General features: G+C 53.3%; 12 protein-coding genes. 8 read left to right on the top strand and 4 right to left on the bottom strand.

Going from position 1 to position 16,623, the window contains the following annotated elements; translation table 11 throughout:
- Positions 1-137: 137 nt before the first annotated feature.
- Entirely contained in the window at positions 138-2,510 is a 2,373-nt protein-coding gene (locus GS601_RS20485) for a heavy metal translocating P-type ATPase (RefSeq protein ID WP_274382015.1), read from the top strand.
- Positions 2,511-2,820: 310 nt separating this feature from the next.
- Entirely contained in the window at positions 2,821-3,243 is a 423-nt protein-coding gene (locus GS601_RS20480) for an FHA domain-containing protein (protein WP_162425154.1), read from the top strand.
- Between the two features lie 246 nt (positions 3,244-3,489).
- Here GS601_RS20480 and GS601_RS20475 read toward each other — a convergent pair whose 3' ends face one another.
- Positions 3,490-3,834 carry a hypothetical protein gene (locus GS601_RS20475; protein ID WP_162425153.1) on the bottom strand — a complete coding sequence of 115 codons (345 nt, stop codon included), beginning with the start codon at positions 3,832-3,834 and terminating at the stop codon, positions 3,490-3,492.
- Positions 3,835-4,002: 168 nt separating this feature from the next.
- On the opposite strand from GS601_RS20475, the gene tmk reads away from it, so the two are divergent.
- Both tmk and GS601_RS20465 read left to right on the top strand, forming a co-directional pair.
- A complete protein-coding gene (gene tmk / locus GS601_RS20470; RefSeq protein WP_162425152.1) occupies positions 4,003-4,767 on the top strand; it encodes a dTMP kinase in 765 nt (254 codons plus the stop codon).
- 44 nt (positions 4,768-4,811) lie between these two features.
- Entirely contained in the window at positions 4,812-5,756 is a 945-nt protein-coding gene (locus GS601_RS20465) for a DNA polymerase III subunit delta' (protein ID WP_162425151.1), read from the top strand.
- Between the two features lie 44 nt (positions 5,757-5,800).
- Here the strand turns inward: GS601_RS20465 and GS601_RS20460 are convergent, their stop codons facing one another.
- Entirely contained in the window at positions 5,801-6,943 is a 1,143-nt protein-coding gene (locus GS601_RS20460; RefSeq protein ID WP_338017099.1) for a quinone-dependent dihydroorotate dehydrogenase, read from the bottom strand.
- A gap of 153 nt (positions 6,944-7,096) precedes the next feature.
- Here GS601_RS20460 and GS601_RS20455 point away from each other — a divergent pair, with 153 nt between their 5' ends.
- The 3 genes from GS601_RS20455 (at position 7,097) to GS601_RS20445 (ending at position 12,589) form a co-directional block, all read left to right on the top strand.
- Positions 7,097-9,889 (top strand): sensor histidine kinase, encoded by a 2,793-nt coding sequence (locus tag GS601_RS20455; protein WP_162425149.1) that lies wholly within the window; start codon positions 7,097-7,099, stop codon positions 9,887-9,889.
- Between the two features lie 154 nt (positions 9,890-10,043).
- On the top strand, positions 10,044-10,532 hold the full coding sequence (locus GS601_RS20450) for a hypothetical protein (protein WP_162425148.1): 489 nt from the start codon (positions 10,044-10,046) through the stop codon (positions 10,530-10,532).
- A 32-nt stretch (positions 10,533-10,564) separates the two neighbouring features.
- Positions 10,565-12,589, top strand: a complete 2,025-nt coding sequence (locus GS601_RS20445) for a peptidoglycan D,D-transpeptidase FtsI family protein (protein ID WP_238393409.1) — start codon at positions 10,565-10,567, stop codon at positions 12,587-12,589.
- Between the two features lie 37 nt (positions 12,590-12,626).
- Here the strand turns inward: GS601_RS20445 and GS601_RS20440 are convergent, their stop codons facing one another.
- The gene (locus GS601_RS20440) at positions 12,627-14,723 is read right to left on the bottom strand and encodes a thioredoxin domain-containing protein (RefSeq protein ID WP_338017098.1); all 2,097 of its coding nucleotides are present in this window, start codon (positions 14,721-14,723) and stop codon (positions 12,627-12,629) included.
- A gap of 32 nt (positions 14,724-14,755) precedes the next feature.
- On the bottom strand, positions 14,756-15,580 hold the full coding sequence (locus GS601_RS20435) for a hypothetical protein (RefSeq protein WP_162425146.1): 825 nt from the start codon (positions 15,578-15,580) through the stop codon (positions 14,756-14,758).
- 167 nt (positions 15,581-15,747) lie between these two features.
- Between GS601_RS20435 and clpP the strand changes: the two genes are divergently transcribed.
- On the top strand, positions 15,748-16,362 hold the full coding sequence (gene clpP, locus GS601_RS20430; protein ID WP_162425145.1) for an ATP-dependent Clp endopeptidase proteolytic subunit ClpP: 615 nt from the start codon (positions 15,748-15,750) through the stop codon (positions 16,360-16,362).
- Positions 16,363-16,623 lie beyond the last annotated feature (261 nt).

The following is a 16,623-nucleotide window of genomic DNA, read 5'->3' as shown; positions in this document are numbered from 1 at the left end:
CTAAGCAAACGTTTCAACTTTTACCGATTTTACGATTTACACTGAACGATCGCGATCTAGAAAAGTTAGCGATCGCACGTTAATTTGGCAAAACATCATCTACGCTCAAGATAGACGCTTGTGTGGAGCCTGATATTTTGCCTGAGAACCTCTTGTCGATCGCAACCGAGGAGACCTCCAAACCCGAAACCATCACCCTAGATGTGACCGGAATGAAATGTGCAGGATGCGTGAGCGCGGTTGAACAGCAATTGACGCAATATCCTGGTGTGCTGAGCGCAACCGTCAATTTAGTTACAGAACTGGCGACGGTTGCCTGTGAACCGAGTGTCGATCCGGCTAGTCTTGCGGAGAGGTTGACAGAATCTGGATTTCCGAGCCAGCCAAGATCGTCAGCAGGTCAGCCAGAATTTGTGGACTTAGCTGAGCGGCGATCCCAGGAGCATCAGCAGCAAAATCAACGGCTGGCGATCGCGATTCTGCTGCTCGTCCTCTCCACCATCGGGCATCTCAATCAGTTCACTGGAGTGGTCATTCCGGGACTGAGCAATATTTGGTTTCACTGCGGCTTAGCGGCGGCAGCCCTCCTGTTCCCCGGACGGTCGATGGTGGTAGACGGTTGGCGAGGATTGCGCCGCAACGCGCCCAACATGAATACGCTGGTGAGCCTGGGCACGATCAGCGCCTTTGCCGCCAGCTTAGTCGCGCTACTATTCCCCCAATTGGGATGGGAGTGCTTTTTTGATGAACCCGTGATGCTCGTTGGCTTCATTTTGTTGGGACGAACCCTAGAACAACGGGCACGAGGGCGCGCCGCATCTGCCCTGCACGCTTTGTTTGCGTTGCAGCCTCAATCGGCAAGACGAATTGAGCAAGGAGCCGGAGCTACCCAAGCCCCGATCGATGTTCCGATCGCAGAGGTGCGGCTGGGAGAATGGCTCCAAGTGTTGCCTGGGGAGAAAATACCCGTTGATGGCGAAGTGGTGGCAGGGCAGACCACGGTGGACGAATCGATGCTCACGGGGGAACCGCTTCCCGTTCAAAAGCAGCCTGGAGACGATGTGGCAGCCGGAACCCTAAATCAGTCGGGTGCGATCGCGCTGCGGGTCACCCGGATCGGACAAGACACCACCCTCGCCCAGATCATCGGCTTGGTAGAAGCGGCACAAGCCCGTAAAGCCCCGATTCAAACCCTTGCCGATACGGTCGCAGGCTACTTTACCTACGGCGTCATGGCGATCGCCACCCTGACGTTCTGCTTTTGGTTTTTGATCGGCACTCATGTCTGGGCAGAGGTGGTGATGCAGTCCAACTATGCCTTATTGGGCGCAGAACACGCCATGATGCATAGCGCCGAGCCACACTCATCGTCCCAACTTCTGAGCTTAAAACTCGCGATCGCGGTGCTGGTGATTGCCTGTCCCTGTGCTCTTGGGCTTGCCACTCCCACCGCCATTCTCGTTGGCTCAGGCATCGGAGCCGAGCGGGGCTTGCTGATTCGCGGGGGAGATGTTTTAGAGCAAGTTCATCACCTCGATACGATTGTCTTTGACAAGACCGGCACCTTAACCGCCGGGCAACCCATCGTGACCGACTCGTTGGTGGTTCAAACCGGTGTTCCCTTGCTCCAGCTTGCAGCCTCGGTGGAAAGGGGCACACGTCACCCATTGGCGCAAGCCATCACCCAAGCCGCCCGTCAGCAAGCAGTACCGGAACTGGCGGCTCAAGATTTTTATACCGAAGCCGGGTTTGGCGTCTCTGCCAACGTGTTGTGGGAAGGCACCTATCAGCCCGTGCTGTTGGGGACTGCGGCTTGGCTGGAGCAGCATCAGGTGAAGATAGAGCAGACCGTTCATGCTCAAGCGGCGGATTTGGCGGCTCAAGGAAAAACGGTGGTCTACGTGGCGCTGGCGTCATCGCTGGTGGGTCTGCTGGCGGTGACAGACGTGCTGAGAGCAGATGCCAAAGCCACCGTCGCTACGCTGAAAGGCATGGGGCTTCGGGTCGTCTTGCTGACGGGTGATCGCCACGCCACCGCCCATGCGATCGCGGCAGAAGTGGGCATTGACTCGGTGCTAGCAGAGGTTTTGCCCCAGGGCAAAGCGGCTAAAATTGCCCAACTGCAAGCCCAGGGGCAGTGTGTTGCCATGGTTGGGGACGGCATCAACGATGCGCCTGCCCTGGCTCAAGCGGATATCGGCATCGCGCTAAAATCTGGAACTGAGGTGGCAATCGAGACGGCTGGAATTGTTTTGATGCGCGATCGCTTATCTGATGTGGTGGAATCGATTCGCCTCAGCCGTGCGACGTTTCGTAAAATTCGCCAGAACTTATTTTGGGCATTTGCCTATAATTTGCTAGGCATCCCGATCGCAGCAGGTGTGCTTCTTCCCTCCCTGGGGCTTTTGCTCAGTCCTGCCGCCGCAGGTGCTTTAATGGCATTTAGCTCCGTTAGTGTAGTCAGCAATTCTCTGTTGCTCAGACACTCTTTTTCTTCCTCCCAAGGCTAACCCTTGGCATACGCCATTGACAGCGGTTGACAAGGGTTGATCAATCCCAACAGATGCGCGCCAACAGATGTGCACCAACTTCTGAAACTTAGAAAGTTAGATCAACAAAAATCTACTGTTAACAAGCTTAACAATGGACGTGCGCCAACCTCTGAAACTCTGTTAGGATGCATTCGGTCATGCAGGAGAAGAAGTGTCTTGATAAGGTTTCTTGGAAAAGTACCGAATCCTTCAACTTGTAATCGGGTATTTTACTTAGGTAGGTTGCAGATTCTCCTTGCCGTCACTCATCACCCCTAATTGAGTTTCAATGCCCTCAGAACCCCATCAAAATCATCTTTTAATCATCGAAGACGATAAAGGACGCCGAGAGTTTGTCTTAGACGCCCCGGTGTATTCGATTGGGCGAGATCCAAAGTGCGACATTCGATTGGTGTCACAGTTTGTGTCTCGTCGTCATGCCACGTTATTGCAATTGCCCAACGAAAATGGTACTTACTATTACCGAATCGTAGACGGCAACCTCAAAGGCAAACCCAGTGCAAATGGGCTATTAATCAATGGTCGCAAGCTTCAGCAATATGACCTGCGAAATGAAGATGAAGTGGTGTTTGGACCACAAGTCCGAGCGATTTACTATCTGCTAAAGCGGGATGCGGTGCTGACGGTTCCCCCCGATGAGTTTGACATCACCCTGATTAGCCCCAATATGGTGGGTGATCCAGAGGATTGAGGGCTTGAATCTGGGCAAGTCCTGTTGATGTGGGCAATAACGCCAACGATCCGATACATTACTCTGGAGTAGCGGGTGGCAACGCTCCAAGGGTTTCAAATTGCAAAGTTTAGACTGCCTCACCACCTAGCGATCGCACTTGACGGTCAATCAATCCAATCATCTCATCAGATCAAACCAGAGGGTCATCGTTGCCAACCCCTGGATGATTAAGAAAAGCATCCTGACGGTTGAAGCGCTACCAACTTACCGCACCGTTTCAATGAGCCGCCAATTTTTATCTTCGCTAATTGCCTTTGTGATAACGTCAAACACCTGATAGCAGTGATTATCGGTCTGAAGCGGTAACTCTTCGTTTTTGCTGACTAAATTAACTTTTACTTCTTCGCCAGTTGCGGTTGTGCGATCGACGAGCACTTCAACCGTGACCAGCTTAGGAAAAGGCACCTTCCCAGGAATCTCTTTTGCCATAATGTAATCGGCATTGAAATAGATGACGTTGAGATTGCACGACTGGAGGGTCTCGTTGATTAACGGGATGAGGTTTTCTAGTGAAGCGCCAAGCGTGAAGAGACAAGTATAACGAGCCATAGCTAATCCCAAGCGTGCAATAACGGAATCTTCATCATACGTGTCTATAGACACTCTGCGAAGAGAATAAGGACAGTTGCGGTGAGCGATCAGCACAAATCCTACGACCTTTATACCGAATTCCTAATTATGTGGGATATTTTCTTGAAGGTTTGTTGAGCATTTCCCATGACCGGAAAACTGATTGTTTTTGAAGGGACTGAAGGCTGTGGTAAGACTACGCAGTTGGCGCGATCGCGGCAGTGGCTTTCAAATAGTCGATGGCTGCCAGCGCTGCAAAAGCGAGGGGTGATCAAAGATTTAATTCTCACTCGCGAACCAGGTGGCACAACCCTCGGAACGACCATTCGGCAATTGTTGCTAAATCCTGCGTCTGAAGCGATTCACGATCGGGCGGAATTGTTACTGTATGCTGCCGATCGCGCTCAGCATGTTGAGGGATTCTTGCGACCTCATTTAGCAGCAAATGATTTGATTTTGTGCGATCGCTACACCGATTCAACGATTGCCTACCAAGGCTACGGTCGAGGATTGGATTTCACCCTGATTGGGCATCTAAACCAAATTGCTACGCAGGGATTGCAAAGCGATCTGACCCTTTGGCTTGATCTAGACGTAGAGACAGGCTTGGCGAGAATGCAGCAACGGGGAAAAGGCGATTCCCAAGGAAGCTCACCTATCGGCGATTCCCAAGGAAGCTCACCTATCGGCGATTCCCAAGGAAGCTCACCTATCGGCGATCGCATTGAGCAAGCGGATGTTGACTTCCATCGACGGGTGCGGCACGGATTTGCTCACCTCGCCCAAACAGAGCCTCAGCGCTTTGTCCGAGTTGATGCGAGCGGCAGCGAACTACAGGTGGCTGAACGGATTGAAATCGTTCTAAGCGAGTCTTTGAGCCAATGGTTTAACCTTGCTAGTTATGAAGTTTGACCCATAGCGCTACACTGAAATACGCTTCATGCCCTTATGCCTCTATGTTTGTCTTTGCGCCCCTGATCGGACAACCCCAAGCCGTCGAGCTATTGATGCAAGCGATCGCCCGCGATCGCGTTGCGCCTGCCTACCTGTTTGCCGGGTCTCCGGGCATTGGGAAACGCCTCGCGGCGGAGTGTTTCCTTACCCTGCTGCTCTCTCAGTCTCCGCGCCTTGCGATCGCGCCATCTCTCCCTCACCGCATTGCGAGCCGCAACCATCCAGATTTGCTCTGGGTCGAGCCGATCTATGTTCATCAGGGCAAGCGGTTCTCTGCGAGCGAGGCAGACGCCGCCGGTCTCAAGCGCAAAACGCCGCCCATGGTGCGCTTAGAGCAGATTCGAGAGATTACTCAGTTTCTCGGTCGTCCTCCGATGGAAGCACCGCGATCGGTGGTTGTGATCGAGGCTGCCGAAACCATGCCCGAAGCAGCCGCCAATGCCCTGCTCAAGACCTTGGAAGAACCGGGAAAAGCAACAATTATTCTGCTGGCTCCTCAAGGGGAAGCGCTGCTGCCAACCTTGGTGTCTCGCTGCCAGCGCATCCCGTTTTACCGGCTAGATGGCGTGGCAATGATGCAGGTGCTCCGGCAGGTGGGGCAAGCCGAAATTTTATCTCAGCCGCAGATTTTGGCACTGGCTCAGGGCAGTCCAGGAGCCGCGATCGCGCATTGGCATCAACTCCAAACGATTCCGGCGGCGGTGCTAGAGTCGGCAAAGACATTACCCTCTTCGCTACGAGGAGCATTGGAACTAGCGCGGACGATCGCCAAGACCCTAGACAGCGACGCGCAACTGTGGCTAGTCGATTATCTTCAGCAGGTGTATTGGTCGCAGACGGGCAGTGCAACCGCGCTCCAGTTGCTCGAAGATACGAGAAAATATTTGCTGGCGTACGTCCAGCCGCAGCTTGTGTGGGAAGTTACGCTAGTGTCGATGATGGGTTAATCAATAGTGTCAATGATGAGCTAATTAATGGATGAGCTAGTTAATCAATGATGAGCTAACCCGATCGCTTCGCTGATCGACGTCATGCCCTGCTGGTCTAACTTCTGCAATAGCCCTTGAAGAATGCGACGCACCATGCCTGGCCCTTCATAGATCCAGCCTGTGTAGACTTGAACCAGCGTTGCCCCTGCGGCAATTTTTTCCCAAGCATCCTCTGGGGTAAACACTCCTCCCACTCCAATGATGGGCAGCGTTCCCTTGGTGTGTTGGTAGACGAAATGAATCACCTCGGTGGATCGCGTTCTTAGGGGCGCACCGCTAATGCCGCCTGCTTCTTCGGTGACGGGCTTGCCTGTGGCTGCGATCGCACGGGTTTTTAGCCCATCTCGGCGAATGGTGGTGTTGGTGGCGATGATGCCTGAGAGATGATAGCGCTGAGCCAACGTCACGACGGCAGCAATGTCGTCCCACTCTAAGTCGGGTGCAATTTTGATCAAAAGCGGTTTTCCAGCGCTATTTTCTTGCTGCAAGGCAGCCAAAATCGGTTCTAGCTGATCGGTGGCTTGCAGCGATCGCAGCCCCGGTGTGTTCGGAGAACTGACATTCACAACAAAATAATCGCCCAGGTCTTTTAGCTGCCGAAAACTCCCGCTATAGTCGGCTGCCGCGTCTTCTAACGGCGTCATCTTTGACTTGCCTAAATTGATCCCGATGGGAAATGCGCTGGTGCGGAGGGTCAATCGTTCTGCTAGGGCTGCTGCCCCTTGGTTATTAAAGCCCATGCGATTTAGCGCCGCGCGATCGACAGGCAGGCGAAACAGCCGAGGTTGAGGGTTTCCGGGTTGAGCATGGAGCGTAACGGTGCCCACTTCGGCAAAGCCAAACCCAAAGTGAGACCACACATTGGCAGCAATGCCATCTTTATCAAACCCTGCCGCCAAACCGATGGGATTGGCAAACGACCGCCCCCAGAGCGTTTGCCCCAGGCGAGCATGGCTAAACCCGTAGAGCCGATCCAAGCGCGATCGCAGCCACCGCTTGGCAACGGCAGGGTCTTGATCGAGCCAACTGAGCGATCGCAGCGTCTGCTGAGCCAACCATTCGGGATCAGCGTGGATTGCCGAAAACAAAACTGGACGCACCACGGCTTGATATAAATCCACCAACGCACCCTCCCTCGATTGCACCCGCGGCAACCCCAACACAACCGTCGGAATTCACCATAGCGCATCTACTACCCTTCCAGGGCACTCTAAGCAAGGAGTACGAACGTTTTCGTCTCTTGAGCGCTTCCTGTGCGAAGCATCCACCGCCACCGCTAATCTAAGCCGCCGGATTCCATGAGCCAAACCAAAGAGCCAACCTCTTATGATCAGCACCTTGTCAGCCTGGGGCGCGTCCTCCAAACCTTGCGGGAAGGAACAAGCATTGACGCGCTTGTAGAGGCAGTATTGACCTATCTCAAGGCTGATTTTGGCTCTGATCTAATCTGGATCGGACTCTACGATCGCGCCGCTCATCGGCTCTCTGGCAAAGGCGGAACCACGCCTTTAGGCAACGATGCTGCCGTGCTCAAGCAGCGCTTTACCTTGACTTCAGGCGATGTGCTAGAGCAAATTGTGATTCAGCAGCGCCCGCTCAGCTTTCCTGATCTGCGTGAAGAAGTCCGAGCTAATGAATGGGGCAAATTCGCACAGCGGTGGGGCATCCAAGGCACGATGATCTTTCCAATTTCCTATCAAGAATGCTGCTTTGGAGCAGCAATTTTGGGATCGCGGCTGTGGGGAAATTTTCCAAAAACAGAAGAGAAGGCGTTGCTGTCTATGGTGTTGGGCAGTTTGGCGGCAGCGTTGGAACGGGTTGAAACCGAACAACGACGCCAGCAGATCAAACAGTTGGATGAGCCACTGCTGCGCTTGCTGGCTCACCTGCGATCGCTGCCCAATTTGGGTCAACGGCTCGATATTGTCGTAGACGAAGCCCATCAGTTTATTCAGCCCACTCGCACGAGTATCTATTGGTTTGAGCGCCAGCGTCGCTATTTTTGGCGGCGAGTCACCCATCAAAAATCTCCGACTCGGGGTCTGCCCAGTGCCGAGCCAGCGCTTACCGAAAATCAGCCGGTCTCAGGGATGACGGTGCAAGAAATGAGCAGTTTCTACCAGGCACTGATGGCAGATCAGGTCGTGTCGATCGGCGAAGCGATGAGTTCGCTTAGATCCGATGTCACCAGCCGGGTGATGCAAAACATCAAAGCGCGATCGCTGCTAGCGGCTCCGATTCTTTACCGCAACGAACTGTTAGGATTCCTTGCCGCCGAAGGCAGCGATGCCAGGGTTTGGCAAGAAGGGGAAAAAAAATTCATTCGAGGAGCCGCCCAACTCATAGCCTTGGTGGCACCGCTCGAAGACATGGAAACCATGATCGAGCAAACCAAACTCGACCAAGCGTTAACGGCAGAAATTGCCCATTCGATCTACGACACCAGCGATTGGAAAGTCACCCTGAAAAATGCGGCAGAACTGCTGGGCAAACGGCTCCGCACCGATCGCTTTCTCGCCCTGCTCTACAACCCAGAACAGGGTCACTTTGAGGTGTGCTATCAAAGCCATCCCAAGAACCGACGGGCACTTGGCACCCGTTTAGGAACGCTCAGCCCGATCGACTGGGACATGCTAGAGCGTCACCAGGGCGCGATCGCCATTGAAAACATCGAAGAAGATTTGCGCCTCGCGGCCTGGCGGGAGACCCTGTTAGAACTAGATGTGCGATCGCTGCTTCTGTGCAATACGGCGCTTGGGCAGTCGGTCGAAGGGTTACTGATTGTGGCTCACGAAACGCCCCGTGCCTGGAGCCAACCCGAAGGCGAATTGACCCAAGCCGTTGCCCGGCAGATTGGGTTAATCTTGCGACAATGGCAACTCCAGCAGCAGCACGAACAGCAGCAGAAAATTTATCAAACGATTCAATGGGGGCTAGCCTCGATGCAGCAAACCCAGCAGTTAGACCTGTTAGAACGCTCGGCGCTGCAATACATTGCTCAAGTGCTGCAAGCACCCGTGGCGGCTTTGGTCTCGTGGTTTCCGGGCAAACGGGCTGGGCGGCTGATGCAATCGATCGAGAGCGATCGGCGGTTTAGCTGCAATCCGGTGTTGAAGGTATCTCTGGAAACCGATGTTTTGATGCACCGCGCCCTTGCCCACGATGGCATTGTGCCGCTCTCGATCGATGACATTCCGCCCGAAACACGGCAATGGCTCAACGCGCCAGAGGCAGGACAACTGCTGATGATGGCACTGCGGACAGCCGCCGAGCACGAGCCATCGGCAGTGCTGATCGTGGTGGATACGTTGGATCGTCAGTGGATCGACCGTCAAATCGCGGCGTTGACGATTCTTGTGAGCCAGTTTGCCTGGTCGCGGCGCTATCTTATGGTGTCTGAAAGCTTGAAAGCCCAGCGCGATCGCTTGGAGCGCTTGAGTTGGTATAAACACCGCCGCCTAGAAGATATGTACCGAGCCGTCAAATCGGGGGTGACCCGGCTTGGCGAGATGCCAAGCTCTGCTCCAGAGCCACTCATGGCAACTCGTCAGCAGCAGATCTTACGCCAGATCGACGATGCGATCGCGCCGATCAACGCCGTGATTCGAGATGAACAGTGGCAACTGACCCACCGCACCGACACCGTGCCGTTGATCAGTCTGCTGCGTCGTGCTCTAGATCGGGTGGATCATTTGATCAAACAGCGCCAACTCTGGTCGCAGGTGCACAACGATACCAACCCCATGGTTACCGGAGACATCGCCAAGATCGAACTGGTGCTGTATGAATTGCTGCTGCTTGCCTGCCAGCGATCGCACCCCGGCGGACGCATCGATATTTGGTGCCGCCCCCTCGATGCGCGCTGGATCGAGGTTTCCATTACCGACGATGGCACGGTTGAGCCACGGTTGATCGATGACTTAGAACGGGGCAGAGCCGTTGATTTGCTCGCACCGTCTCTGATTGACAAAGCACCAGGGCTGCATCTTGCCATTTGTCAGTCGTTAATGAAGCAACTAGGCGGAGAGTTTAACCTCTACAAACTAGAAGACGGACGACTCATGAGCCGATTGGTTTTGCCGATCGGCTAATCATCAGAATCCTAAATTTTCGGTCTCACTTTGCGAGTCTGTAGATACAATAAGGGGCGTCTAAGACAGCGATTTGGCTGTCGCCGTATACGTACTGATAATGCAACGTTAGGGTGTATTCAGTCTCACTGCTCTAGGAATGCTGGTAACGCTTATGTCTGTTGCGCTGAATCCATCTCGACGCAAACGCCCTGCTTCACCCCGTCACGTCTCTCCCCGTTCTTCAGACCCTCGGCGCGTCTCTCTCTTTAGCCCTGATCGTCAGGTGCAGCGTTTACCGGCGCAAGCGTCGGTTCCAGCGTGGGTGCGATCGCTGCTGTGGGTGCAGCAAGCGTCGGTGGTTGCCACGTTTGGGCTGGCTGGGTCGGTGTTGGCAGTCTATGGCTGGACGGTTTATTCTCAGCAAGTGTGGGGCAAAGAATATCAGCAGCTTGAGACCCTGCGACGCCATGAGCGGCAACTCACCACCAATAAAGAAATGCTGAAAGATCAAATCGCTAAACAGGGCAATCGTCCGGGTTCGACCTTGGTGCCGCAAAGTCCGGATCGGCTGATTTTTCTAAGACCTGCTCCGAGCCGGGGAGACGCTCCGACCCCGCTTACCCCTCCTCAAGCTTCACCGATCGCACCGCTAGGGTATTAACCGAATCAGGGCCAAACAAGGAGCCTAAAGCAATGGTGAAGCGGAGTAAACCCACAAATCATTTACGCCCAACTCAGATGCGTCTGCCAGCCTCGCAGCGTGGCTCAAAGCCTGTTTCGGCAACATTGGCAACCCTGCTGTCTGATCTGCGATCGCGCTCTTCTCGCTTGGCAACTAACAGTTTGGGGCTAAATCGTCCGGGCAATGCTGGGATGAGGCGGCTGCTAGAGCGCCTTCGGACGGCGCACGCCAAACCGAGCGCCCGGCGGCTGGTGATGGTATGGGCGGTATTGCTCGGTGCAATGGTGCTGCTGGTGCTCAATTTGGTGCGGCTTCAGGTCATTCAGGCTCCAGATTTGCTAAAACAAGCGCGATCGCAGCAAACCATTTTTTTACGCCCGTTTATTCCCCGTCGCCCCATTGTCGATCGCATAGGCAACGTGCTAGCCATCGATCAGCCGGTTTACACCCTCTATGCTCATCCAGTGTCGTTTAAAGAACCTAAAACAACGGTGGCTGAAAAGCTAGCTCCGATTTTGGGTAAGTCTGCCGGAGAGCTTTTACGCAAACTCGATACCGCAGAGAGCGGCATTCGGCTAGAAGTGGCGCTCTCTGAGAATACGGCGGATCGGCTGCTAAATTTACAGATTGATGGGATAGATCTAGCACAACAGCAGCAACGCCTGTATCCACAGCAGCATCTCACGGCTGATGTGGTGGGTTATGTAGATGTAGATCAGCAAGGTCAGGCTGGCATTGAACACAGTCACAAAAATTTATTGCAGCGCTCGATTAAATCAGTTCGCCTGAGCCGGACGGGGCTGGGATCGATGATGCCCGATCGGATTCCCGGTGGATTTTTGCATATTGACAATCTGCATTTGCAGTTGACCGTTGATAGCCGAGTCCAACGCACTGCCCAGAGCGCGCTTCAGCAGCAGGTGAAAAAATATGGCGCTAAACGGGGTGTCGTTCTGGTGATGGATGTCGCCGATGGCGCGCTGCGATCGCTGGTTTCTGAGCCGTCTTACGACCCCAACGAATATTACAAAGCCAATGTCGAGCGGTTCAAAAACTGGGCAATGACGGATTTATATGAACCGGGATCAACATTTAAACCGCTTAATGTTGCGATCGCCCTCGAAACAAAAGCCATTCGACCAGATCAGATTTTTAATGACGAAGGCTCTATTTATGTTGACCAGTGGCCAATCCAAAATTTTGACTACTCCACCGCCGGAGCACGGGGCGCAACTAGCGTCACGCAGATTCTAGAGCGCTCTAGCAACGTCGGCATGGTGCACATCATGCAACAAATGCAGCGCGATAACTACTACAACTGGCTGCAAAAAATTGGACTTGGACAACCCACCGGCATTGATCTGCCGTTTGAAATTGCGGGACAGCTTAAAGACCGCAAGACGTTCACCGAATCGGCGATCGATGCAGCAACAAGTGCCTTCGGACAAGGATTTTCGCTAACGCCCATTCAACTGGTGCAACTGCACGGCATTTTGGCAAGCGGGGGCAAGTTGCTGACGCCCCATGTGGTGCAAGGCTTGTACGACGAAGCCGGGCACCCCTACTGGCAACCTGTGCGGCAGACCCAGCCCCAGCAAATTTTCTCACCCCAAACGGCACAAACGGTGCTTCAAATGATGGAGTCGGTTGTGCAAAAGGGCAGTGGCAAAGCGGCTCAAGTGCCGGGTTATCGCATTGCTGGCAAAACTGGAACGGCGCAAAAGGCAAGTGCGAGTGGCGGCTATCAGGAAAATGCCAAGATCACCAGCTTTGTTTCTATCTTTCCGGTCGAGAATCCGCGCTATGTGGTAGCGGCGGTGATTGATGAGCCGAAGGGAGAAGATGCGTTTGGCTCGACGGTGGCGGCTCCGATCGTGAAAGCGGTGATCGATGCCCTGATTACCCTCGATCAGATGCCGCCGAGTCAGCCTGCTGCAACGGTGGCTCCCAGCCCTGGGGCAAGCGCGATCGAGGGGTTGAGTCCAGCCGAAAGCCTTGGGGTTGAGCCAGTTCCAGCCCCGTCTTCAACGCCGTAGATCCCAAATCAAGCCATACCCGCAAAATGGGGCGTTTTTAGCTTTTTCTCACAAGGCTCTGCTGCACTTGAGTGTGAAGCTGTTCTTGAGTTCGAGCCGGCTCCTGACAACTAAGCCCTTGGCACACTAGCGCCACTGCACCGTCTGGCATCGGATTTAAGACTGAAAACGCCACCGTCGGAAGATACTGCGTTTCTAGCTGAGAAATTTGCTCTGGGGTGGTCTGAATCAGGGTTTGATTGCAGAACCAATCCAACGCGGAAAATAAGCTGGGGCAGGCTGAGGGAGATTGTTCCATCACGCTTGCGAAGGCTTGCAGGGTTTGTTCAGCTTGGTCGAAATAATCCAGGTTTTCGGTCAGGAGAGAGAGCCGGATGAGATTGGCGATCGCAATCCCATTTGCCGAGGGTGTAGCACTATCGACATAACTGCGTTCCCGGATCAACAACTCCTGACTTCCATCTTTTGCAGTGTTGTAATAGCCGCCAAGTTCAATGCTCCACAAATATTCATCGAACTCGGCTTGCACGCGCAGGGCGGCGGCTAGCCAGTCTGTCTCCTGTTCTGGGGCGTTTGGGGGCAGGCTGCGGGTGACTTGATGGAGATCGAGCAACGCTTTGATAAACAGAGCATAATCTTCCGACTGCGCTAAAATTTCAATCTTGCCATCATAGTTCACCCGGTGGAATCGTTGGTTTACCCACTGGTTTTGCAGAATAAACCGGGCGGCTTGGCTGGCAAGTTCTAGATCCTCTAGCGTTCGGAAAACGCCATACGATCGCGCCAATCCAGAAATTATCAAACTATTCCAGGCAACGATCATTTTGGTATCGGTCACTGGGGGAATGCGACCCGACCACGCCATGGTTTTTGCAGCCTCAGCCGTGCGAGCAGGCGGAAAGACATCCACGGCGGAGGCTCCATATCGGGCAGCAAATAAGTGATGCAGAGCAGTTTCTAGCGAGTCTGAGAGTTTGCCCGCGTGCCGCCGCTGCAATACGGTTTTCCCTTCAAAGTTGCCGTGCTCTGTCACCGTAAACTGGGTTTGCAGTTCGGCAACTTCTTCGGGGGTGAGCAGGGAGTGCAGTTCGGCAAAGCTCCAGACGTAGAAATCGCCTTCTTCAGGCTCTGCGGCATCGATCGTGGCGAAATTATCTGCATCTTGCGCGGCATAGAAATAGCCTTCTGGTGCCGTCATTTCTCGCTTGAGCCATTGCACCGTCAGTGCGATCGCGCGTTCAAATCCAGGCTCTCGAATGCCCATCGCCCACAGATTGGCAAGATACTCCACAATTTGCCCATTGTCATACAGCATTTTTTCAAAGTGTGGCACCGTCCATGTGGGATCGACGGTGTAGCGATGAAAGCCACCTGCAACATGGTCAAAAATGCCTCCGAGCGCTAAATCCATGCCCCGTTGAACGCTAACCTCGTGGGAGTTATAGGGAGAATTCCAGGCAAAGCGCACCGATCGCAGGGCAGCCTCTGCATAGGGAATCATCGGAAAACTCGGACCCGGCGATTTAGACGACAAAACCCCAGCGCTATAGTCCAAACCCCGTCGCAGCAACGTGTCGCTGAGGGCTGTGGGCGAGAGCAGAGTAGCATTCTGTAAATGAGTCAGAATCTCTCCTTTAATCCCATCTAGCTTTGTTTTATCGTGATCGTAGTAAAGCCGAATAGCTTCCAAAACCTGTAGAAATCCAGGGCGTCCATATTTGGGATCAACTGGAAAATAGGTTCCGCCATAGAAGGGCACCAAGTCATCAGGCGAAAGAAAAATGTTGAGTGGCCATCCGCCTTGCCCTGTGATCATTTGCAACGCTTGCATGTAGATGCTGTCGAGGTCGGGTCGCTCTTCTCGATCGACCTTGATCGGCAGAAAATTAGCGTTCATGTAGGCTGCGATCGCGGCATCTGAAAACGCTTCGCCCTCCATCACCGTGCACCAGTGACAACTTGAATACCCAACCGATAAAAAGATAATTTTGTCGTCTCGTCGTGCCGTCTCGATCGCGTCGGGGCACCACGTCCACCAATCGATCGGATTATCCGCATGTTTGCGTAAGTAGAGACTTTGAGCGCGGGCAAGACGATTTGGCATGGCAACAGGAAGAACAACTAAACGTCTCATTTTTCCGCCTTCATCCCTCGTTGGCATCTTTCCTAAGGAGCAGTGGTCGGTGTCGGCGATCCGCGCAGAATCGCGGTTCCGTTTAGCAACTCAATATCTTTCACATGCAGATTATTGAACTGGAGCCTCAAGGCAAGTTGTTCTTTAACTTGGTCTGGAGAAACACCAAAGCGCTCGGCAATCTCTGCGATCGTAAGCCTCAAGTTGCCAACTCGAACTCGGGTTTCATCATCAAACTGTACTTTGCCGTCTTGAATGCGAGGCTTCCCTTCGATGCCAATGTAAACCTTGCGATCGCTTAATCCCGGAAACTTTGCGGCTGCCTCCGTTAAAAACGTCTGCTCTTGAGTGCCCAGATCGCTTTCTCTCAGCGCCTTCATATCCACGATCGCCCCCGTTTTCAGAGTGTCTGCTTCTACCGTAGTCCGGACACTCTTCACAGACTTGGGCAGCGCCTTTGCTTGACTCTGCTCGGCAATTTTAGACACCAACACGTCATTGAGTTCTTGCGGATTAAGCTGCACTTCTACATCTTGACGAGACCTTGGCGCGGGGACGGTGCCCACTGCTTTTTTCGCGATCGCACCGTTAGGTTGGCTCTGAGGAACCTGGGCAGACGGTTTGCCAGAACTGGCAGTAGCCAAACTAGAGGGGGTAGGACGGTGCCGAAGTTTCGCCTGAATCGTTTGCTGAACCGTTGCCGCGCGTTGCTCAATATCTTCTGGCGATCCTTCAGAGCCTTGCGGAGTTCCTTCTTGATACCAGTCTGGAAGTTTTGTTGCTTGATGCCAAAAATAATACAGACCCGAAAGCGTGCCGCCGAGCAGCACGAGTAAGACTAAGCCAATCTTTTTCACAGCTACCTCGGAATGATTTTCAACCCGTCAATTTCGACTAGCCGATTTTTCAACCAGCCGATTTTAACCAGTCAATTTCTTGTTCTCAAGATACCTTGTCTTTTTGCTGTTCCCAACCTCCTCTGCCGCAACTCGCTAAAATAGAACAAACTACTAGAGATGGCTCCATGATTCCTACCGTTATTGAAAGTTCGGGTCGCGGCGATCGCGCCTTTGATATCTATTCTCGGCTGCTCAGAGAGCGCATCGTCTTTTTGGGTCAAGCGATCGATTCTGATGTGGCAAATCTCATCGTCGCCCAACTGCTGTTTCTAGAGTCAGAAGATTCTGACAAAGATATTTATATCTACATCAACTCTCCGGGCGGCTCGGTCACGGCAGGCATGGGCATTTACGACACCATCAAGCAGATTCGTCCGGCGGTTTCTACAATTTGTGTTGGGTTTGCCGCCAGCATGGGCGCGTTTCTCCTTAGTGCTGGAACCAAAGGAAAACGCATGAGCCTGCCTCACTCGCGCATCATGATTCATCAGCCGTTGGGTGGAGCGCAAGGTCAGGCGACCGATATTGAAATTCAGGCAAAAGAAATTCTCTATCACAAGCAGCACCTGAACTCTTTGCTTGCCGATCACACCGGTCAACCCCTAGAGCGCATTGAGGAGGATACGGAGCGAGATTTCTTCATGTCTTCTGAAGAAGCGAAAGACTACGGTTTGATCGATCAGGTGATTGATCGGCGTCCTTCGGCGATGAAGCCTGCGCTCGTGCCCTCCCAAGCCTAGAGCCAAACGGGAGGCTAATCTTCTTTCCTAGCGATCGCTCTAAGGCTTCAACTTTAGCGATCGCAGGCAAAGAACTCAAAGTATGGGCAACTCAACGCGATCGCAGAATGTTTCTGCCTATTCACCTAATTTGGGATGATATGTGGAAACTTTCTCTCTAAAAAGAAGTTAGACTGCTTCTCAACTCGACTTTATCCATCTTGAAGGAGAGGAAAGGAAGCAAGATTAGGAAAGCGTTGTTTGATTTGTCCTGATGAGCTT

The organism is Myxacorys almedinensis A (genome assembly GCF_010091945.1).
Classification (GTDB): Bacteria; Cyanobacteriota; Cyanobacteriia; order Leptolyngbyales; family Leptolyngbyaceae; genus Myxacorys; species Myxacorys almedinensis.
The sequence above is the reverse complement of the archived record's forward strand: the minus strand, read 5'-3'. Positions and strand labels throughout refer to the sequence as shown.